Genomic DNA, 20906 nt, shown 5'->3' with positions numbered 1-20906 from the left:
GTGAAGCGCCCCTGGAAGGCCCTGCTGGTCGCGCTGCTGCTCCTGGTGCCCTTCCCGGCGACCGCGTCCTCGCACGGGTCGCTGTCCTGGGTCGCGGCGTGGGGCACCTCGCCGACCACCGTCCCGGCCTCGGACACCACGTCCTTCGAGGACCAGACGCTGCGGCAGGTCGTGCACCTGTCGGTCGGCGGCGGCAGCGTGCGCGTGCGGCTGTCCAACGAGTTCGGCGCCGAGCCCCTGGTCATCGGGGAGGCCCGGGTGGCGCGGCGGGCCGGCGGGACCGCGATCGAGCCGCGCACCGACCGGCGGCTGACGTTCGGCGGGCGCGCCTCGGTCACCGTCCCGGCCGGCGCGCCGCTGCTCAGCGACCCGGTCGCGCTGCCCGTGCGGGCGGACTCCGACCTGGTGGTGAGCATCCACCTGCCGAAGCGGACGCGCGGCAACACCGTGCACGCGTTCCCGTACCAGGACGGTTGGGTCGCGGCGGGCAACGCCACCGGCGCCGCCGACATCACCCCGACCGCCGTGCTGGGCAAGTGGCACTTCCTCACCGGGGTCAGCGTGTCCGGCCGCGGCGAGGCCGTGGTGGCGCTCGGCGACTCCATCACCGACGGCGCGGAGACCACGCGCGGCGCCAACCGGCGGTGGCCGGACCTCCTGGCCCGCCGGTTCCAGCAGGACCGGCGGCTGCGGGACCTGGGCGTGGTCAACCAGGGCATCTCGGGCAACCGCCTGCTGCACGACCCGAACCCGCCCGCCGGGCACCCGGCCGAGGGCTACGCGAACTACTTCGGGCAGTCCGCGCTGCGCCGCTTCGACCGCGACGTGCTCGCCCAGCCGGGCGTCGGCCACGTCGTGGTGCTGCTCGGCGTCAACGACCTGGGCCACCCCGGCACCAGCGCGCCGCTGTCGGAGAAGGTGGGCGCGGAGGACATCATCGGCGCGCACCGCCAGCTGATCGCCCGCGCCCACGCGGCCGGCGTGCGGATCTACGGCGGCACCATCCTGCCGTTCGAGGGCGACACGCTCGGCTTCCACAGCCCCGAGAACGAGGCGGCCCGCCAGCAGGTCAACCGGTGGATCCGCACCGGCGGCGAGTACGACGGCGTGATCGACTTCGACGCGGCGACCCGCGACCCCGCCGACCCGGAGCGCCTGCGGACCGCCTACGACAGCGGCGACCACCTGCACCCGAACGACGCGGGCATGGCCGCGATGGCCGAGGCGGTGCCGCTGCGCCTGTTCCGGTGACCCGGCCCGGTGCGGGGACGCCACGACGAGGTGGCCGTCCCCGCACCGACCTCCCCCCGGCGCGGTGAACGACCCGGGGCCCCGGACCCGGGGCCCCGGGCCGTTCGACCGCCAGGGTTCAGAAGTTCTTCCTGGACACCGTCCACGGCGCCCTGGAGGCCAGGCCCGACGGGTCGAGGACGTAGGCCCGCGCCGCCTGGTTGCCGTTGAGGACCATGTCGAGGAACTGGACGACGGTGGTCATGCCGTCGGCCATCTGGCTGCCGCCGATGAACCCGCCGTGCCCGGCCTGCGGTTGCCTGGCCAGCACGGCGGGCACGGTGACCAGGTCGTAGTTGGCCTGGTTGTTGGCGTAGGCGACGTCGGAGGGGCCGCCGTCCATGAACAGCGCGGGGGTGTGGAGCTTGCCGAGTTCGGAGCGGGGGTAGCCGAAGGCGCCGTCGGCGAAGAAGCCGCTGTTGAGCGAGGCCACGGCGTCGACGCGCCGGTCCTGGGCGGCGACGAGGGCTTCGAGGCCGCCGCACGAGTGCCCGGCGGTGGCCACCCTGGTCAGGTCCAGCCGCTGCGCCAGCGGCGAGGCGGAGCGGTTGTGCTCCCGCTCGGCCCAGGTGATGGCGTCGGTCAGCAGGGACGGGATGGGCGAACCGCTGGGCACGCCGTTGGGCGACCCGTTGACCGAGCCGGTGTCCACCACGACGAAGCCCTTCGAGGCGATGAACGTCAGCGCCCGCGTGACCTCGCTGTTGTCGGTGTGCGCGCAGGCCCCGTTGCCGAAGGCCAGCACGGGCAGCGGGCGCCCGACGGCCTGCGGGTTCGACGGGCGGAACACGGTGTAGCGGTTGTCGCCGTACGCGCCCTCCCTGGTCACCGGGAAGTTGTTCTCCACCATGGGGCGGTCCGGCTGGGGCGACTGCGACGTCGTGGTGGTGGTGGTGGTCGTGGTGGTGGTAGTCGTGGTCGTCGTCGAGCCGGTGCACACCACACCGTTGAGCGTGAACGACGAAGGGGTCGCCGGTCGGGAGCCGGAGGTGGCGTTGAAGCCGAAGGAGACGGTCCCGCCGGTGGCGATGCCGCCGTTCCAGGCGGCGTTGGTCGCCGTGACCTGGGCGCCCGATTGGGCGTGCGTCCCGTTCCACGACTGCGTGATCCGCTCGTCGCCGGGGAACGCCCACGACAGGCGCCACCCGCTCACGGCGTCGCCCAGGTTCGTCACGACCAGGTTCGCGCCGAACCCGCCAGGCCACTGCGAGCCGATCGAGTAGTCGACCCGGCAGCCGGTGGCGGCGGACGCGGGCTGCGCCGCGACCAGTGCCGCGGTCGCCGCGGTGAGCGCCACGGCGGCGGTGACCGCGGCGGCTCGTCGGGAAGGGGAGTCGGTTCTGCGCACGGTGATCACTTCTCCTCGTTCGACTGCTTCGTGGGGTCTAGTCCTTCGTGAGCGCTGCTCGCACCACGTCCGCGGACACCCGGCGGTGCAGCAGCGCGAAGGCCGGCAGCACGGGCGCGAGGATCAACAGCGTCCCGGCGCACAGCAGGGGGACGTCGGTGCCCCAGCGCCCCTGGAACGCGCCGAGCACGCCCGCCGCGGTGCGCTGCTCCGGGTCGTCCACCAGCACGATCGCCAGCAGGAAGTGGTTCCAGGTCCACGCGCAGAGCAGGACCGCCAGCGACGACGCCGCGGGTCGCGCCAGGGGCAGGTGCACCCGTCGGAACAGCTGCCACGGCCCCGCGCCGTCCAGCCGCGCGCCGTCCGACAGCTCCCGGGACGCGCCGGCGAAGTGCGCCCGCATCCAGAACACCGCGAACGGCAGGTGCACCGCGACCAGCGCCGTCACGAGCCCACACCGGGTGTTGAGCAGCCCCAGGTCGCGCACCTGGTGGTACAGCGGCGTGACCACGGCCTCCAGCGGCAGCACCAGCCCGAGCGCGAACAGGCCGAACACCACCCGGTGGCCGGGGAACCGCAGGTGCCCGAGCGCGTAGCCGGCCGGCACGGCCAGGGCCAGCGTCGCCGGCACCGCGCACAGCACGACCAGCCCGCTCGACACCAGCAGACGGTCCACCCGCGCCGAGCGGAACGCGGTCGCGAAGTTCGACCAGTGCGGGTCCTCGGGCCACGTCAGGCCCCGCGGGTAGGTCCCCGGCGGGTGCAGCGCGGTGACGAACAGCTCGGCGAACGGCGCCAGCGTCACGACGACCAGCGCGAGCAGCAGCAGCGGGCCCGCCGCCCGCCCCCGCCGCCCGGCCGTCACCGCGACCACCGCAGCACCGGCGCCACCACCGCCAGGACCAGCACCACCAGCACCACCGCCAGCGCGGAGGCCAACCCCACCTCCCGCTGCGCGAACGCCAGGGAGAACACCTCCAGGCCGGGCACCGCCGTGGCGTTGCCCGGCCCGCCCTGCGTGGTGACGTACACGACGTCGAAGCTCGCCAGCGCGGCGGTGGTCGTCACGGTCGCGCACACGCCCAGCTCGCGGCGCACACCGGGCAGCGTGACCGCGCGGAACTCCTGCCACGGTCCCGCGCCGTCCAGTCGCGCCGCCTCGTGCAGCGCCGGGTCGATGCGGTCCACGCCCACCAGCAGCAGCGTCGTGCACAGGCCGAGCAGCGCCCACGCCCCGATCACCCCGACCGCGGCCAACGCCGTCGACGAGTCGCCCAGCCACGCCCGCGTGACCCCGTCGAGCCCCACCGCCGCCAGCAGCCGGTTGACCGCGCCCGTCGACGACAGCAGCAGGCTCCACGCGAACCCCGCCGCGACCAGGGGCACCGCCTGCGGCAGGAGCAGCACCGCCCGCACCGCCCGGCCCCCCGTGGCGCGCCGGAGCACCGCGGCGGCCGGCAGGCCCAGGCACAGCGGCACCCCGGTGAAGATCACGACCAGCACGAGCGCGTGGCCGATCGCGCCGACCAGGTCGGGTTCGGTGAGCACGGCCAGGTAGTTGTCCCAGCCCACCCAGGTGGACGGGCCGATCCCGTCCCACCGGTACAGCGAGTACTGGACCGTCAGCGCCAAGGGGCGCAGCACGAACACCGCGTACACGGAGAGCGCGGGCAGTACGAACAGCCAGCCGACCAGGCGCGACACCGCCGGCTCACCCGCCGATCTGCTCGACGTAGTCGTCCTGCACCAGTCGCAGCAGGTCCTCCGGGGCCCGTTCGCCCGCCGCCAGCTCCTGCAACCGCGGCGTCCAGCTCTCGGCCAGGGCGGCGCCGGTGGCGTTGGCGACGAAGTCCATGCCCGTGCCGCCCGCGACGACCTCGGCCGCCGCGGCGAGCGTGGCGGCCGTGACCGACCCCGGCTCGACCGGGGGCAGGTGGGCGTCGGCCGGCCCGAGGGGGAGCGACCCGCCCACCCGCACGGTGGTCTCGCGCGCCGCGCGGTCGGTGACCGCCCAGTTCAGGAAGGCCGCGGCGCAGTCGGGGTGCGCCGACCCCGCCGGGATGCCGAAGGTCGGGGGACCGGACATCGCGGCCCGCGGGTCGCCCGCCCGCAGCGGCGGCACCAGGAAGAAGCCGACCCGACCCGGCATCCGCCGGTCCAGCGTCGCGGACTCCCAGTCGCCGTCGAGCATGAACAGGGCCTGGCCGGAGGCGAACCGGTCGACCATCCGCGCGTAGTCGGTGGCGTTGAGGTCGGCGTCGAAGTACCCGGCGCGCAGCCACCGCTGGAGGTGCCGCGCGGCCTCGGCGTTCGCCGGCGTGTCGATGGTCGCGCCGGGCCGCTGGAACACCCAGTCGTTGATCGCCGCGGGGGAGCCGTGGGCGGCCATGAGGGCTTGCAGGGGGAACACCAGCCCGCCGGTCGCCCCCGCGTTGAACCCCGCGAGGGGCGTGATGCCCGCTTCCGCGGCCCGCGCCAGCGCCTCGTCGAACTCGGCCAGCGTCGCGGGCTCGCGGAACCCGATCCGCGCCGCCAGGTCCTTGTTGTAGAACACGCCGGTCACGCTCGTGGAGAACCCCATCGCGTACAGCGGGCCCTCGCCGCGCGGCCGCCCGCCCGGACCGGCGCGCATCGTCCGCAGCTGCGCCGGCGGCCAGTCGTCCCAGCCGAACCACGCGGCGTAGCCGTCGAGGTCGCGCAGCAGGCCGTCACCCACGAGGTCGGCCACCTGGGGCAGCCGCACCAGGTCGGGCGGGTCGTCGACCAGCAGGCGCGGCGCGTTCCGGGTCAGCACCGCGAACTGCTCCTCGCGCACGTCCCAGGTGACGTTCGGGTGGTGACGGGTGAACTCGTCGGCGAGCGCCCGCGCCAAGGGGAAACCGGCCTCGAAGCGCGCCCGCAGCACCACCGGTCCGGTGCCGCAGTCCGGTTCGGACCCGGGCGACCCGGGCGCGCCGGCGCGCTGCGGGCGGTCGACGCCGGGGGCCGAGCAGCCCGCCAGGAGCGACGCCAGCAGCAGGGCGACGGCCGCGCCGAACCGTCCTGAGTGGGCCAACGGTTCCTCCCTGGTTCCGGCTAAATCGTGTTAGCATCCGCGAGTTTTCAAGGTGGCGCGACCAGATGTCAAGCAGCGTATGTCCATTGAGGACGGAGGATGGCATTGGGGCGACGACGCGTCACGCTGGCCGACGTGGCCAAGGCGACCGGTGTCTCGACCACGACCGTGTCCCTGGTGCTGTCCGGCCGCGGTCGGGACCTGCGCATCTCCGAGGAGGTGGAGCACCGGGTGCGCTCGACCGCCCAGGAGCTGGGGTACCGGCGCAACACCCTCTCGGTGGGCCTGCGCACCGGGCGCACGCAGACGATCGGGTTCGTGTCCGACACCGTCGCCTCCTCCCTGCTGGCCGGGAACATGATCAGAGGTGCGCTGGAGGCGGCCCACCAGCGGGGCTTCATGCTGTTCTTCGGCGAGAGCGGCGGCGACCCGGGCGTGGAGAAGGCCCTGGTCGAGGCCATGCACGACCGCCGGGTCGACGGCATCGTCTTCGCGGCGATGTACACCAGGCCGATCGCCGTGCCCGAGGGACTGGACCACGGCCCGGCCGTCCTGCTCAACGCCCTCCCGGCGGCGTACTCGTCCCTGCCCGCCGTGCTGCCCGACGAGGTGGGCGCCGGTCGCGCCGCCGCCCGGGTCCTCGTCGACGCGGGCCACCGCGAGGGCGTCCACCTGGTCGGCGCCGGTCCCGGCGTCGAGGACGTCCCCCCGAACAGCATCGCCGCGGCGGAGCGCCTGGTCGGCATCCGCCAGGTGTTCGACGCCGCCGGCGTCCGACCGGTGACGGCGCACCGGTGCCCGAAGTGGATGCCGGAGGACGGTTACGACGCCACCCGGGAGGTCCTGCGCCACCACCGCCCGAAAGCGCTGCTGTGCCTGAACGACCGCCTGGCCTTCGGCGCCTACCAGGCCTTGGCCGAGGCCGGGCTGTCCGTGCCCGACGACGTCTCCGTCGTGTCGTTCGACGACCACCCCATCGCCTCCTGGGTGCGACCCAAGCTCACCACCGTCGCCCTGCCGCACCACGAGCTCGGCGCCAAGGCGGTGGAGGTGCTGTTCGCCGCGGCCGAGCGGCGGGGGCGGCTGAGAGGCGCTCCCGTGGTGCACCGCGTCCCCATGTCGGTCCGGCACGGCGGATCGGTCAAGCCGGTTCCCGTGTCGTCGCGGTAGGGACCCGGCGGTGGCCGCCGGTCGACGACGGGGCGCCGACCGGCGGCCGCGGGTCACCGCGCGGCGCAGGTGGGGGACAGGCCGGTGGCGGAGCCGGTGGCCTGGAAGCCGAACTCGACGGACCGTCCGGGCGCGACGGAGCCGTTGTAGTCGACGTTGGTGAAGGTCACGGGGCCGCTGTTGCCCGAGCGGTTGGCGCTCCACTGGTTGGTCACGGTGGTCCCGGACGGCAGGGTCAGCGACACCGACCAGCCGTTGAGCGCCGACGAGCCGGCCGTGACCCTGATGGAGGCGACGAAGCCGCCGTTCCAGGTGTTCAGCGACGCCGTCGCGGTGCAGCCGCCGGGGCCGGGGTCCTGCGACGTGGTGGTCGTGGTCGTGGTGGTGGTGGTAGTCGTCGTGGTCGTGTCAGTCGGACTTGCGGCGTTCAGGGCGTTGAGGGTGGAGTTGTAGGCGGCCTTCTTGTTGCCGGAGCCGTCGAACAGCAGCGGTGTGCCGTAGGCGCGCCAGGAGTCGGTGTCGCGGATGCCCCAGACGGTGATGCCGGTGCAGCGGGCCACGGCCAGGCAGGCTTCGGTGACGCGGCGGAAGTTGTCGGCCTGGGCGCTGCCCGAGCCCTCGATGTCCAGCTCGGTGATCTGGACGTCGACACCGAGGTTGGCGAAGTTCTGCAACGTGGTCTGGTAGTTCGACGGCACCGGGCTCTGCGAGTTGAAGTGCGACTGGAGACCGACGCAGTCGATCGGCACACCGCGGGACTTGAAGTCCTGCACCATCCGGTAGACGCCTTGCGTCTTGGCGTGGGTCCAGTCGTCGGTGTTGTAGTCGTTGTAACACAGCTTCGCACCCGGATCCGCCGCACGAGCGGCCCGGAACGCCGCCTCGATCCAGTCGTTGCCGGAGCGCTGGAGGTTCGAGTCACGCCGCGCGCCGGAGCTGCCGTCCGCGAAGGCCTCGTTCACCACGTCCCAGGCGTAGATCTTGCCGCGGTAGTAGGTGGCGACCTGGGTGACGTGGTTGAGCATCGCCTGGCGCAGTGAGGACCCCTCCATGCGCTGCATCCAGCCCGGTTGCTGCGCGTGCCAGGCCAGGGCGTGGCCGCGGACCCGCTTGCCCTGGTTGCGGGCCTGGTTGAGGATGCGGTCGCCGCTGCCGTAGCTGAACTGGTTCTGGTTCGGCTCGGTGGCGTCCATCTTCATCTCGTTCTCGGCGGTGACCATGTCGAACTCCCTGTTCAGGATGTTGACGTAGGTCGAGTCGCCGAGCCGGCCCGCCGCGACGGCGGTGCCGAAGTAGCGGCCGCTCTGCTGCGCCGCCGCGGCCAGCGTCGACGCGGCGCCACTGGCCGGCGCGGTCACGAGGAACGCGACGCCGCCCGTGGTGGCGGCCACCACTGTCGCCGCGAGCGCCACTCGGGACACTGACCTCGCTGTCAGCTTCATGTTCGACACCTTCACGGGAGCACCCGCCCTGATCGGCGGGTGGGGTGGTCAGGACCGTCCGGCGGGCCCGGGCACCGCCCTGGCGGCGGGTGCGGGCCCGGGGTCGCGCGCGGTTGGCGGTCCGCGGCGCGAGCACGGGCCGGTGAGGCCTCGCGCGGTCGCGCCACAGGGGTGAGCGCGGACCGCGAGCCGGGTGAACGGCAGTGTCGCATTGAATTGTTCACGCTCACAAGTCGAACTTTCCCATGAGGGTTGTTCACTGGGCTGAACGGAGCAATATTACGTTTAATCGCTTCTACCTGGCTTTATGTCACCTTGTCGAATGGTCTTCGACAAAAGTTGCGCAATATTCGCTAAAGTTAGCGCTCACAATTTTAGCTTTGACCGACCGTTGTGGGCCTGGCTACATTGACTGTCGATCGAGGCAGTTCCGCCCAGGGCCGCGACCCCGCCCTGCCGAACACCGCCGCCGCGACCGCCGTCAACGATGACGTTGGGAACTCCGATGCGACGAACTCCAGTGGCGCGAACCGCGCCGAGCGCCTCTCACCGGCCGCCCCCGGGGCGAGGCCCTCGAAGAGGGGCGCCAGGGCCCAGTCGGCCCCGCTGAGCGCGGCCCGGCCCCCACCCGGCAGCCCGGCCTCCGCCCGGCGACCTGGTCTTCCCGCCCGGCGGTCCGGCCTCCCCGTCTCGCGCCCCGCCCGGCGGCACACCCGGCCGCCGGGCGGTCACCGCACGTTCGTCGACCCGTCCACCGGAGGACTCGCATGCTCACCGTGACGAAGTTGCTGGCCACCGTCGTGGCAGCCGCCGTGCTGCCGGCGGTGTCGCCGGTGTCGGCCGTCGCCGGGCCGGCCACCCGTGACGCCCCGCTCGCGCAGGCCGACCCGGTGCGCGTCATGCCCCTGGGCGACTCGATCACCCAGGGCGGTTCGACCGGCGGCTACCGCCTGGACCTGGGCGCGAAGCTGCGCGCCGCCGGCAAGGCGGTCGACTTCGTCGGCTCCCTGGCCGACGGGCCGTCCTCGATGCCCGACCGCAACCACGAGGGCCACCCGGGGTGGACCATCGCCCAGGTCGACGCCAACGTGGTGAACTGGCTGCGCACCCACACCCCGCGCACGGTCCTGCTGCACATCGGCACCAACGACATGTACGGCAGCGACCCGGCCGGCGCGCCGCAGCGGCTCTCGCGGCTGGTGGACAAGATCACCACCCAGTCGCCGGGCGCCGAGCTGTTCGTGGCCACGATCATCCCGATCCGCTTCGCCGACGCCACCGTGCGCACCTTCAACACCGCGGTCAGGGCGATCGTGCGCGACAAGGCCGCCGCGGGCCGGCGCGTGCGCCTGGTGGAGATGTACCCGGCCGTGCCGATCTCGGACCTGCCCGACGGCATCCACCCCAACGCCGCCGGCTACGCCAAGATGGCCGCGGTCTGGCACAGCGCCCTGCTGTCGGTGCCCGGCGGCGTCGGCGACCAACCACAGCCCCGGCCCGGCGGCGCGTGCGCCGCGACGGCCCGCGTGACGGGCTCCCGGGGCGGCGGGTTCCAGGCCGAGGTCACCGTCACCGACACCGCCGCCGTGAGCACCGCCGGCTGCACCGGCCCGTGACCCGGCGCGGACCGGTGACCACCCGATCCACCGACGAAGGATGACCATGTCCCAGCAGCCCGGCGGCTCACCGACCGGCAGCTTCCGCTGGTCCTCCAGCGGAGCGCTGATCAGCCCCAAGCCGGACTCGACGCACGCGAACGTGGCGGTCAAGGACCCGAGCGTGGTCCACCACAACGGCGAGTACCACGTGTTCGCCTCGACCTACACCGACGGCTACAGCCTGGTGTACACCAGCTTCGCCGACTGGTCGCAGGCCTCGTCCGCGCCGCACCACCACCTGGACAGCTCGGGGATCGGCACGGGTTACCGGGCCGCGCCGCAGGTGTTCCACTTCGCACCGCACCGCCTGTGGTACCTGGTCTACCAGACCGATTCGAACGCCTCGTACTCCACGACCGAAGACATCTCCGACCCGAGGTCGTGGTCGGCGCCGAAGGACTTCTACGCCAACGGCATGCCGCGGATCATCCGCGACAACATCGGCGACGGCTACTGGGTCGACTTCTGGATCATCTGCGACAGCGCCAAGTGCTACCTGTTCTCCTCCGACGACAACGGCCACCTCTACCGGTCGGAGACCAGCCTCGCCGAATTCCCCGACGGGTTCGGCGACACCGTCATCGCCATGCAGGACGCCGACCGCAACCGGCTGTTCGAGGCGTCCAACATCTACAAGATCGCCGGCGAGCAGCGGTACCTCATGCTCCACGAAGCCATCGGCTCCGACGGCCGCCGCTGGTTCCGCTCCTGGACCGCGCCGGCCATCACCGGCCCGTGGACCGCGCTGGCCGACAGCGAGTCCAACCCCTTCGCCCGCGCCAACAACGTCACCTTCCCCGGTGGCGCCTGGACCCGCGACATCAGCCACGGCGAGGTGGTCCGCACCAACGTCGACCAGACGATGGAGATCAGCCTCCGCGACCTGACCTACCTCTACCAGGGCCTGGACCCCGACGCGAGCGGCGACTACAACCGCCTGCCCTGGCGGCTGGGCCTGCTCACCCGGACCAACTGAACCTGCTGACCCCCTGACAGGCCGCCGCCGGCACCAGTGCCGGCGACGCCCCGGAACCCCGGTCGAGCGGGGATCGGGCGCCGCGCGCCGCTTCGCCCTCCGGCGGCGCGCGGCACCCCCGGCCCCTCGCCACCCCTCGAAAGCCCGGCCCCGCCACTCCCCAGCGAACCACCCGCCGCCCGCGACACCCACCCCGCCGCCCGCCGCCCCCGCCCCGCTCCGACCCACAGCCGCTGATGGAGGTAACCGTGCGAAGCCGAAGGCGTCCGCTCGCCTGGGTGGTGAGCGTCCTGTGCACCCTCGCCCTCCTCCCGGGCACGGCTCGGGCCGACAACCCGATCGTGCAGCACATCTACACGGCCGACCCCGCGCCGCTGGTGCACGACGGCCGGGTGTACCTCTACACCGGGCACGACGAGGACGGCTCGACCTGGTTCACGATGAAGGAGTGGCGGGTCTGGTCGTCGGCCGACATGGTCAACTGGACCGACCACGGCTCGCCGATGAGCGTGGCCACGTTCTCCTGGGCGAGCAAGGACGCCTGGGCCGGTCAGGCGGTCCAGCGCAACGGCAAGTTCTACTGGTACGTGCCCGTGGTCAACCGGGCCACCGGCCGGATGGCGATCGGCGTGGGCGTCTCGGACAGCCCCACGGGGCCGTTCCGCGACGCCATCGGCCGGCCGCTGGTGGAGAACGGCGAGATCGACCCGACCGTCTTCATCGACGACAACGGCCAGGCGTACCTCTACTGGGGCAACCCGAACCTCTGGTACGTGCGGCTCAACGCCGACATGACCTCCTTCAGCGGCAGTCCCACGCAGGTGCCGCTCACCACGGCCGGGTTCGGCGCCCGCACCGGCGACGCCGCCCGGCCGACGCTGTACGAGGAAGGGCCGTGGGTGTTCAAGCGCAACGGCCTGTACTACAACGTCTTCGCCGCCAAGTGCTGCTCGGAGTTCATCGCCTACTCCACCGCGCCCTCGCCCACCGGGCCGTGGACCTACCGCGGCACGGTCATGCCCACGCAGGGCAACAGCTTCACCAACCACGCGGGCCTCGTGGACTTCAAGGGCGGCTCGTACTTCTTCTACCACAACGGCGCCCTGCCGGGCGGTGGCGGCTTCACCCGCTCCGTGGCGGTGGAGAGGTTCGCCTACAACCCCGACGGCAGCATCCCGACGATCACCATGAGCACGGGCGGCCCGCCGCCGGCGGACGTGCTCAACCCGTTCGCCCGCCAGGAGGCCGAGACCATCGCCTGGGGCTCGGGCATCGAGACCGAGCGCGCCTCCGAGGGCGGCATGAACATCGGGTTCATCGAGAACGGCGACCACGTCAAGGTCCGCAACGTCGCCTTCGGCAACGGCGCGTCGTCCTTCACCGCCCGCGTGGCCTCCGCCGCCGGCGGCACGATCGAGGTGCGCACCGGCAGCGCCACCGGCACGGTCGTGGGCCGCTGCACCGTGCCCAACACCGGCGGCTGGCAGTCGTGGACCTCGGTGTCGTGCCCGGTGAGCGGGCTCTCCGGGACCCGCGACCTGTTCCTGCGGTTCAGCGGCGGCGGCGGTTACCTGCTCAACGTGGACTGGTGGCGGTTCTCCGCCTGAGCACCTGCACGTCAACAGCGGAAGGAGGCACGTGGTGATGAGGCACAGGACCCTGTTGGGGACGGTCGCCGTGGCGGCGTTCCTGGCACTGGCCACGACCGGCACGGCGTTGAGCGGGATCCTCCCCGGCGCCGGAACCCCCGTCGGCGCCGCCGCGGCGACCGCCGGGTGCGGCAAGGCGCCCGGTTTGGCCGGCGGCACGCACACGATCCAGAGCGGTGGCAAGAACCGCACCTTCATCCTGAGGGTGCCCGGCAACTACGACAACTCCCGGCCGTACCGGCTGATCTTCGCCTTCCACTGGTGGCACGGCACGGCGAACGACGTCGCCACCGGCGGCAGCAGCGGCGCGTCGTGGGCGTACTACGGCCAGCAGGAGCAGTCCAACAACAGCGCGATCCTCGTCGCGCCGCAGGGCATCGACAACGCCTGGCCCAACAACGGCGGCGAGGACGTCGCGTTCGTCGACGCCATGATCGCCAGGATCGAGGCCGCCCTCTGCGTCGACACGACGCAGCGCTTCGCCACCGGTTTCAGCTACGGCGGCGGGATGAGCTACGCGCTGGCGTGCGGCAGGGCGAACGTCTTCCGCGCGGTGGCGGTCTTCGCGGGCGCTCAGCTGAGCGGCTGCGACGGGGGCACGCAGCCCATCGCCTACCTCGGCATCCACGGGATCAGCGACACGGTGCTCAACATCTCGCAAGGCCGGTCGTTGCGCGACAGGTTCGTCCGGAACAACGGCTGCACGGCCACGAACCCGCGTGAACCGGCCGCCGGCAGCCGGACCCACATCACCACCGCGTACCCGGGTTGCCGGGCCGGCTACCCGGTGGTGTGGGCCGCGTTCGACGGCGGGCACCTGCCCGGCGCCGTGGACGGGTGCGCCTGTGAGGACGGCGCCCGGTCGTGGACCAAGGGCGAGGTCTGGAGGTTCTTCTCGCAGTTCGCGGGCACCCCGACCGACACCACCACCACGACCACCACCACCACGACCGGCACGACCGGCACGACGACCACCACGACGACGCCCCCGGGAGGGGAGTCGTGCCGGGTGTCCACCACGATCAACGCCTGGAACGGCGGCCTGACCTCGTCGATCACCATCACCAACACCGGCGCCGCGCCGATCAGGGGCTGGTCCCTGGTCTTCACCCTGCCCGGCGGGCAGGCGATCACCTCGGGCTGGAACGCGTCCTACTCGCCGGCGTCCGGCCAGGTGACGGCGAGGAACGCCTCCTACAACGGCGAGATCGCCCCGAACGCGTCGGTCGACATCGGCTTCCAGGCCAACCACACCGGCAACACGGGCAAGCCGGCGGCGTTCACGCTCAACGGCGCCGCGTGCGCCGTCGCCTGACCGGTCCCGGAACCCTGCCCGAAACCCCGAGAGGAGATCCGATGAAGCGCAGGACGCAGGCCGCGGCCGCGAGCGCCCTGTCGAGCGCCCTGGTGGCCACGGTCCTGGCGGTGAGCGGCGGCACCACCGCCCAGGCCGCCGATTCGGCGTTCTACGTCGACCCGTCGAACTCCAGCGCGAGGTGGGTCGCCGCCAACCCCGGCGACTCGCGGGCGGCGGTCATCCGCGACCGCATCGCCTCGGTCCCGCAGGCGCGCTGGTTCACCACGACCAACACCTCGTCGGTCCGCTCGGAGATCAGCTCCTACGTGGGGGCGGCGGCCTCGGCGGGGAAGATCCCGATCCTGGTGGTCTACAACATCCCGAACCGGGACTGCGGCGGCGCCAGCAGCGGCGGCGCGCGGTCGCACCAGGAGTACCGGGCGTGGGTCGACGAGATCTCGGCGGGCCTGGCGGGCCGCCCGGCGGCGATCGTGCTGGAGCCCGACGTGCTGCCGATCATGAGCAACTGCCAGAACGCCGACCAGCAGAGCCAGACCAGGGCGTCGATGTCCTACGCGGGCAAGAAGCTCAAGGCGGGCTCGTCGCAGGCCAAGGTGTACTACGACATCGGCAACTCCGCGTGGTTGAGCCCGTCCGAGGCCGCCAACAGGCTGCGCGCGGCCGACATCTCCAACAGCGCCGACGGCATCTCCACGAACGTGTCGAACTACCGGACCACGTCCGACGAGGTGAACTACGCCAAGGCGATCCTCAACGCCATCGGTGACGGCAGGCTCATGGCCGTGGTGGACACCAGCCGCAACGGCAACGGGCCGCTGGGCGAGGAGTGGTGCGACCCGGCCGGTCGCGCGATCGGCACGCCCAGCACGACGAGCACCAACGACTCCAGGATCGCCGCGTTCCTGTGGGTGAAGGTGCCGGGCGAGGCGGACGGCTGCATCGCGCAGGCCGGCCAGTTCGTGCCGCAGCGCGCGTACGACCTGGCGATCGCGGCGGGCCCGACGTCCACGTCGACGAGCACGACCACCACGACCACCACGACCAGTTCGGGCGGCAACCCCGGCGGCGGCTGCGCGGTGGCCCACCGCGTCGTCAGCCAGTGGTCGGGCGGGTACACCGGCGAGGTCGTGATCACCAACCGGGGCGCGGCGATCTCCAACTGGACCCTCACGTTCTCGGCGCCGGGCGTGTCGGTCACGCAGGGCTGGAACGGGACGTGGACCGACGCGGGCGACACCGTGCGCGTCACCAACACGTCCTGGAACGGCTCGATCGGCTCCGGCGGCACCGCGACCATCGGGTACAACGCGAACTACAACGGGTCGACGCCGCCGTTCTCCTCCCCGGTGTTGAACGGGACGGCGTGCTCCTGACGCCGTGAGGCGGCGCCCGGCCCGGTCGGGACCGCCGTGATCCGGAGGTGGTGAGCGGAAAAAAAGTTTGTTCGCGATAACAAAGCTGTTGCGGCGGCATCGTGCGGACCACGTAGTCGAATTCGGTCCGCGCGGTGCCGCCCTCGGCCATGCCCGGGGATGGGTCACCCGGAACGGGGTGATCCCCAGGTGTCCCAACGACATCAGCCCTCGTCCGCTCGGGTGCTTACGAAAGTACTTGCGTAACGAGGAATCCATTGTTCTTCGATCGTTCGTGCTGGCTTTTCCTTGACGTCGGGTATGCGGCCGCTTACCGTCGTGAGCGCTAACAATCGCAATTTGGGGCGAAACTTTCGCTCGATCCCGCGAAGTGGTGTGCCGCTCGCCCCGTCCACCTTGGAGAAGCGCCGTGACCCTCCGTTCGCCCCTGCTGCTCGCCGCCGCAGCCTTTGCCCTGATCACCGCCTGCACGCCCGGAGCGGGTGGCGGCGGGGGCGGGGGTGACGGCAAGTCGTTCGAGTTCTGGTCGTTCGCCGCCATCAACCAGAAGTCGTCGGTGGACGCGTACCGGGAGAAGCACCCGGACGTGGACATCAAGCTGACCGAGGTGGGGACCTCGACGGAGACCGCCCAGGCGCTGACGACCGCGCTGGCGGGCGGCAAGGTGCCCGACCTGGTGCTGATCCAGGGCGACAACCTGCCGAAGTTCGTGCAGCAGCCGCAGAACTTCGTCGACCTGCGCACGCTGGGCGCCGACGACATCAAGGGCGACTACCTGGAGTGGGTGATCGAGCAGAGCGTCGCCGAGGGCGGCGAGGTGCTGGGCATCCCCACCGACGTGGGCGGCATGGCCGTGGCCTACCGGACCGACCTGTTCGCCGCCGCGGGCCTGCCCACCGACCGCGACGAGGTCGGCGCGCTGTGGCCGACCTGGGACGCGTTCATCGAGACCGGGAAGCGCTACAAGCAGGCCACCGGCAAGGCGTTCACCGACAACGCCGCCACCAGCGTGTTCTACCAGGCGGTCAACCAGGTCTCGCAGAAGTACTACGACGGCGACCACGAGCTGATCTACGACAGCAACCCCGAGGTGCGGACCGCGTTCGACCTCGGCATCAAGGCGGCCACCGCCGGGATCACCGCCGGGCAGTCGTCGTTCGAGAACGCCTGGAGCGCCGGCATGGGGCAGGGCCAGTACGCGGCCGTGGCCGCGCCGTCGTGGATGCTCAACAGCATCCGCAGCAACGCGCCGGACACCGCGGGCAAGTGGGACATCGCGAAGATCCCCGGCGCCGCGGGCAACTGGGGCGGCAGCTACCTGGCCATCCCGAAGCGCGCGCAGAACCCCCAGGCCGCGTGGGAGTACATCAAGGAGATGCAGTCGCCGCAGGGGCAGCTGGAGCACTTCACCCGGTCCGGCGCGCTGCCCTCCACGCCGTCGGTCTACCAGGACGACAAGCTCGCCACGGCGAAGGACACCTTCTTCTCCGACGCGCCCACCGGCAAGATCTACACCGACTCGCTGCTCGGGCTGAAGCCGTTCTACATCGGCCCCGACAGCGCGACCATCGGCCAGGAGTTCCTCAACTCCATCACCAACGTCGAGCAGAGCGGCGGCGACCCGGCCACGGCGTGGGACGACGCGGTGCGCAACATCAAGACCGCCATCGGCGGGTGAACCCCGTGGCCGTCACGCTCACCCCGGCGCGCCCGGCCGCGCCGCCGCCCCTCGCGCCCCGGTCGTCCCGGGGGCTGGGCGAGCGCCTGTCGCCGTACGCCTACATCGCGCCGTTCTTCGTCATCTTCGCGATCTTCGGGCTGTTCCCGTTCGCCTTCACCTTCTACGTGGCGCTGTTCGACTGGAACCCCATCGGCGACCAGGTGTTCATCGGCGCGGACAACTTCACCCGCATGTTCGCCGACCCCCGGTTCTGGAACGCCGCCGGCAACACGCTGAGCATCTGGGCGCTGTCCACGGTGCCGCAGCTGCTGCTGGCCCTGGTGCTGGCGCACGTGCTCAACCACGCCCGGCTGAGGTTCGCGCTGTTCTTCCGGATGTCGATGCTCGTCCCGTACGTCACCTCGGTGGCGGCCACGGCGATCGTGTTCGCGCAGCTGTTCGACCGCGACTACGGGCTGCTCAACTGGCTGCTGGGCCTGGTCGGGGTCGAGCCGGTCGACTTCGTCCAGTCCACGCTGGGCAGCCACGTGCTGATCGCGACGATGGTGACCTGGCGGTGGTTCGGCTACACCACGCTGCTCTACCTCGCCTCGCTGCAAGCGGTGCCCCGCGCGGTGTACGAGGCCGCGTCCATCGACGGCGCGGGCCCGTGGCAGCGGTTCCGCCACATCACCGTCCCCTCGCTGCGGCCGGTGATCATCTTCACCGTGGTCACCTCGACCATCGGCGGCCTCCAGATCTTCACCGAACCGCTGCTGATCGCCTCGGGCGCCCCGCTGACCTGCGGCGCGGTGCGGCAGTGCCAGACGTTGACGCTGTTCCTCTACGAGCAGGGCTTCGGCGAGTTCGAGTTCGGCTACGGCTCGGCGATCGGTGTCGCGCTGTTCGCCATGGTCGTGGTCATCGCCGCGATCAACTACCTGCTGTCCACGCGGATCAGGGCGGACTGATGACGAGCACCCAGACCCGGAGCGCCCCGACCCGGAGCACCGCGCCGCGCCTCCGGCCCCCCGGCCGGGTCCGCTGGTGGACCTACCTGCTGCTGTCCGCCGCGACCGTCGCGTGCCTGTTCCCGCTGTACTGGATGTTCGTGGTGGCCACGACCGACACCGCCACCGCGACGCAGATGCCGCCCGAGATCGTGCCCGGCGGCAACTTCTTCCACCTGGCGGGCCTGGTGCTGGAGACGGTGCCGTTCGTGCAGTCGCTGCTCAACAGCCTCGCCGTGGCCGCCGCCATCGGCGTGGGCCAGGCGGTGCTGTGCGCGCTGGCCGGGTTCGCCTTCGCCAAGCTGCGCTTCCGCGGCCGCAACGCCCTGTTCCTGATCGTCCTGCTGACCATGACCGTGCCCACGCAGCTCTCGGTCATCCCGCAGTACATGATCATGTCCGAGCTGGGCTGGGTCGACACCCTCCAGGCGTTGGTCGTACCCGGCCTGGCCAGCGCGTTCGGCATCTTCTGGATGCGCCAGCACATCCTCGCCACGATCAGCGACGAGCTGGTGCAGGCCGCCACGATCGACGGCGCGAGCACCTGGCAGGTGTTCTGGCGCATCGCGTTCCCGATCGTGCGGCCGGCGGCGTTCGTGCTCGGCCTGTTCGGGTTCGTCACCGCCTGGAACGACTTCCTCTGGCCGTTCATCGTGCTCAAGTCACCCGAGCGCTACACCGCCCAGATCGCCATCAAAGCCCTCCAGAACAGCTACGACGTCGACCTCGGCCTGGCCATGTCCGGCTCCTTCCTCGCCACCATCCCGCTCGTCGCGCTCTTCGTCCTCGTCGGCCGCCGCATGGTCGCCGGAATCCTCGACGGCGCCTTCAAGGGCTGACCGCTCCACCCGCACAGGAGAACACGTGCCGAACCCCTCCTACGACAACCCCGTCATCGCGGGGTTCCACCCGGACCCCAGCGTGTGCCGGGTCGGCGAGGACTACTACCTGGTGTGCTCCAGCTTCGAGTACTTCCCGGGTGTGCCGGTCTTCCACAGCCGCGACCTGGTGCACTGGCGGCAGGTCGGCAACGCCCTCGACCGCCCGTCCCAGCTCCCGCTGCCGCCCGACGCGTCGGCCTCGGACGGCATCTACGCGCCGACGATCCGGCACCACGACGGCCGGTTCTGGCTGATCACCACGAACGTGTCGAGCGGCGGCAACTTCATCGTCACCGCCGAGCGGCCCGAGGGTCCGTGGTCGGACCCGGTGTGGATCGACCTGCCGGGCATCGACCCGGACCTGGTGTGGGACGAGGACGGCAACTGCTGGTGCGCCTTCGCGGGCGCGCACGGCGCCAGCTTCTTCGGCGTGCAGGTCGCCCGCGTCGACCCCGAGGCCGGGAAGGTCCTGGAGGGACCGTTCCCCGCCTGGGCCGGCACCGGGTTGCAGTGGCCGGAGGCGCCGCACCTGTACCGCGTGGGGGAGTGGTGGTACCTGCTGATCGCCGAGGGCGGCACCGAACGCGGCCACACCGTCGCCATCGCCCGCGCCCCCTCCCTGAGCGGCCCCTGGGAAGGCGCGCCGCACAACCCGGTCCTGACCCACCGCGGCACCAACCACCCGATCCAGAGCACCGGCCACGCCGACCTCGTCACCACCCCGGACGGCGACTGGTGGATGGTCCTGCTCGCCACCCGCCCGCGCGGGTACAGCCCCAACTTCCACGTGCTGGGCCGGGAAACCTTCCTCACCCCGGTGCGCTGGGAGGACGGCTGGCCCCGCGTCGGGCCCGTCAACGAGCGGGAACAGGCCCCGAGCGCCTGGCACCCGGTCGAGGAGGACCCGGCGCGCGACGACTTCGACGCCCCGGTGCTCGCGCACCGGTGGATCTCGCCGCGGTCGCGCCCGGACGGCTCCTGGTCGCTGACCGAACGGCAGGGGTGGCTGGCCCTGCACGCCACCGGCCCCTCCCTGGACCAGCCGGGCTGCACCTTCATCGGTCGGCGCCAGCTGCACCCCGAGAGCCGGACCGCCGTCCTGCTGGACCCCGACGCGGGTCGCGCCGGCCTGTCGATCCGCATGGACGAGGCCCACCACTACGACCTGGAGGTCGCCGACGGGCAGGTCGCCGTCATCGCCCGCATCGGGCCCCTGCGCCAACGCGTGGCCGAGCGCCCGGTGCCGCGCGGCCCGGTGACCCTCTCGATCACCACGCGCCTGTCCCGCGAGCTGCCACCCGCCGCCGACGAGCCGTCGGGCCTCCACGTCGCCGCGCCCGACTACATCGCCTTCCACGTCGGCGACGAACCGGAGCCGCTCGCCGAACTCGACGGCAGGTACCTGTCCACGGAGGTGGCCACCGGCTTCACCGGCCGGGTGATCGGCATGTACGCCACCGAAGGCACCGCGTGGTTCGACTGGTTCGACCACGGGACCCCCTGAACCGCGGGTGGCGAGACCTCTCGACCACCCGCACCGAGCGGACCTCGGGCCGCTCCGATCCAACCCATCACCACCCGCACCACCCGCGGGTGCTCCTCAGGAAGCGCACAACATGACGCTGACAGCGAAGTCGGTTTCACGGGTCGCACTCGTGTCGACATTGGTGGCCGCCGCCGCGGGCGCCGCGGTGCTCGTGGCCACGCCGGCCAGTGGCGCCGCGTCGACGCTGGCCGCGGCGGCGCAGCAGAGCGGCCGCTACTTCGGCACCGCCGTGGCCGCCAACAAGCTCTCGGACTCGACCTACGTCAACATCCTGAACAGGGAGTTCGACATGGTCACGGCCGAGAACGAGATGAAGATGGACGCCACCGAGCCGAACCAGAACCAGTTCAGCTACGGCAACGCCGACCGGATCGTCAACCACGCCCGCAACCAGGGCAAGAAGATCCGCGGCCACGCGTTGGCGTGGCACTCGCAGCAGCCGGGCTGGATGCAGAACATGAGCGGCAGCGCCCTGCGCAACGCCATGCTCAACCACGTCACCCAGGTCGCCACCTACTACCGCGGCAAGA

General features: G+C 71.9%; 17 protein-coding genes. 12 read left to right on the top strand and 5 right to left on the bottom strand.

Going from position 1 to position 20906, the window contains the following annotated elements; genetic code table 11:
- Positions 1-1251, top strand: a complete 1251-nt coding sequence (locus tag ABD223_RS25320) for an SGNH/GDSL hydrolase family protein (RefSeq protein WP_344038979.1) — start codon at positions 1-3, stop codon at positions 1249-1251.
- A gap of 118 nt (positions 1252-1369) precedes the next feature.
- Here the strand turns inward: ABD223_RS25320 and ABD223_RS25315 are convergent, their stop codons facing one another.
- Genes ABD223_RS25315 through ABD223_RS25300 form a run of 4 tightly spaced genes read right to left on the bottom strand, consistent with a single transcriptional unit; the run spans position 1370 to position 5693 of the window.
- Entirely contained in the window at positions 1370-2638 is a 1269-nt protein-coding gene (locus tag ABD223_RS25315) for a cellulose binding domain-containing protein (protein ID WP_344038977.1), read from the bottom strand.
- 37 nt (positions 2639-2675) lie between these two features.
- Complete coding sequence (locus tag ABD223_RS25310; RefSeq protein WP_344038976.1) at positions 2676-3512, bottom strand: carbohydrate ABC transporter permease; 837 nt, start codon at positions 3510-3512, stop codon at positions 2676-2678.
- Positions 3500-4342, bottom strand: coding sequence for a carbohydrate ABC transporter permease (locus ABD223_RS25305; protein WP_344038975.1), 843 nt, complete (start codon positions 4340-4342; stop codon positions 3500-3502). The genes ABD223_RS25310 and ABD223_RS25305 overlap by 13 nt, the downstream gene beginning before the upstream one ends.
- A gap of 7 nt (positions 4343-4349) precedes the next feature.
- Positions 4350-5693: an ABC transporter substrate-binding protein gene (locus ABD223_RS25300; RefSeq protein WP_344038974.1), complete on the bottom strand. Its 1344-nt coding sequence runs from the start codon at positions 5691-5693 to the stop codon at positions 4350-4352.
- 99 nt (positions 5694-5792) lie between these two features.
- Here ABD223_RS25300 and ABD223_RS25295 point away from each other — a divergent pair, with 99 nt between their 5' ends.
- Positions 5793-6863, top strand: a complete 1071-nt coding sequence (locus ABD223_RS25295; protein ID WP_344038973.1) for a LacI family DNA-binding transcriptional regulator — start codon at positions 5793-5795, stop codon at positions 6861-6863.
- A gap of 53 nt (positions 6864-6916) precedes the next feature.
- Here ABD223_RS25295 and ABD223_RS25290 read toward each other — a convergent pair whose 3' ends face one another.
- On the bottom strand, positions 6917-8305 hold the full coding sequence (locus ABD223_RS25290; protein ID WP_344038972.1) for a glycoside hydrolase family 10 protein: 1389 nt from the start codon (positions 8303-8305) through the stop codon (positions 6917-6919).
- Positions 8306-9081: 776 nt separating this feature from the next.
- Between ABD223_RS25290 and ABD223_RS25285 the strand changes: the two genes are divergently transcribed.
- The 10 genes from ABD223_RS25285 to ABD223_RS25240 all read left to right on the top strand — a co-directional run.
- Positions 9082-9921 carry an SGNH/GDSL hydrolase family protein gene (locus ABD223_RS25285; protein WP_344038971.1) on the top strand — a complete coding sequence of 280 codons (840 nt, stop codon included), beginning with the start codon at positions 9082-9084 and terminating at the stop codon, positions 9919-9921.
- A gap of 46 nt (positions 9922-9967) precedes the next feature.
- Positions 9968-10939 carry a glycoside hydrolase family 62 protein gene (locus tag ABD223_RS25280; protein WP_344038970.1) on the top strand — a complete coding sequence of 324 codons (972 nt, stop codon included), beginning with the start codon at positions 9968-9970 and terminating at the stop codon, positions 10937-10939.
- A 248-nt stretch (positions 10940-11187) separates the two neighbouring features.
- The gene (locus ABD223_RS25275) at positions 11188-12546 is read left to right on the top strand and encodes a glycoside hydrolase family 43 protein (protein WP_344038969.1); all 1359 of its coding nucleotides are present in this window, start codon (positions 11188-11190) and stop codon (positions 12544-12546) included.
- Between the two features lie 37 nt (positions 12547-12583).
- A complete protein-coding gene (locus ABD223_RS25270) occupies positions 12584-13903 on the top strand; it encodes a CE1 family esterase (protein WP_380647513.1) in 1320 nt (439 codons plus the stop codon).
- 41 nt (positions 13904-13944) lie between these two features.
- Positions 13945-15279: a glycoside hydrolase family 6 protein gene (locus ABD223_RS25265; RefSeq protein WP_344038967.1), complete on the top strand. Its 1335-nt coding sequence runs from the start codon at positions 13945-13947 to the stop codon at positions 15277-15279.
- A 409-nt stretch (positions 15280-15688) separates the two neighbouring features.
- The gene (locus ABD223_RS25260) at positions 15689-16957 is read left to right on the top strand and encodes an ABC transporter substrate-binding protein (RefSeq protein WP_344038966.1); all 1269 of its coding nucleotides are present in this window, start codon (positions 15689-15691) and stop codon (positions 16955-16957) included.
- Positions 16954-17910: a carbohydrate ABC transporter permease gene (locus tag ABD223_RS25255; RefSeq protein ID WP_344038965.1), complete on the top strand. Its 957-nt coding sequence runs from the start codon at positions 16954-16956 to the stop codon at positions 17908-17910. The genes ABD223_RS25260 and ABD223_RS25255 overlap by 4 nt, the downstream gene beginning before the upstream one ends.
- The gene (locus ABD223_RS25250) at positions 17910-18788 is read left to right on the top strand and encodes a carbohydrate ABC transporter permease (protein ID WP_344038964.1); all 879 of its coding nucleotides are present in this window, start codon (positions 17910-17912) and stop codon (positions 18786-18788) included. Before ABD223_RS25255 ends, ABD223_RS25250 begins: the two co-directional genes overlap by 1 nt.
- Before the next feature lie 25 nt (positions 18789-18813).
- Positions 18814-20334, top strand: coding sequence for a glycoside hydrolase family 43 protein (locus ABD223_RS25245; protein ID WP_344038963.1), 1521 nt, complete (start codon positions 18814-18816; stop codon positions 20332-20334).
- A gap of 112 nt (positions 20335-20446) precedes the next feature.
- The coding region (locus ABD223_RS25240) for an endo-1,4-beta-xylanase (protein ID WP_344038962.1) at positions 20447-20906 on the top strand (460 nt) is incomplete at its 3' end.

This window comes from Saccharothrix xinjiangensis, from assembly GCF_039527585.1.
Lineage (GTDB): Bacteria > Actinomycetota > Actinomycetes > Mycobacteriales > Pseudonocardiaceae > Actinosynnema > Actinosynnema xinjiangensis.
The sequence above is the reverse complement of the archived record's forward strand: the minus strand, read 5'-3'. Positions and strand labels throughout refer to the sequence as shown.

Bases quoted from the DNA above. Each gene is read 5' to 3' on its own strand.
- ABD223_RS25265 (WP_344038967.1), top strand. From the start codon at position 13,945: ATGAAGCGCAGGACGCAGGCCGCGGCCGCGAGCGCCCTGTCGAGCGCC.
- ABD223_RS25250 (WP_344038964.1), top strand. From the start codon at position 17,910: ATGACGAGCACCCAGACCCGGAGCGCCCCGACCCGGAGCACCGCGCCG.
- ABD223_RS25290 (WP_344038972.1), bottom strand. From the start codon at position 8,305: ATGAAGCTGACAGCGAGGTCAGTGTCCCGAGTGGCGCTCGCGGCGACA.
- ABD223_RS25295 (WP_344038973.1), top strand. From the start codon at position 5,793: ATGGCATTGGGGCGACGACGCGTCACGCTGGCCGACGTGGCCAAGGCG.
- ABD223_RS25280 (WP_344038970.1), top strand. From the start codon at position 9,968: ATGTCCCAGCAGCCCGGCGGCTCACCGACCGGCAGCTTCCGCTGGTCC.
- ABD223_RS25270 (WP_380647513.1), top strand. From the start codon at position 12,584: ATGAGGCACAGGACCCTGTTGGGGACGGTCGCCGTGGCGGCGTTCCTG.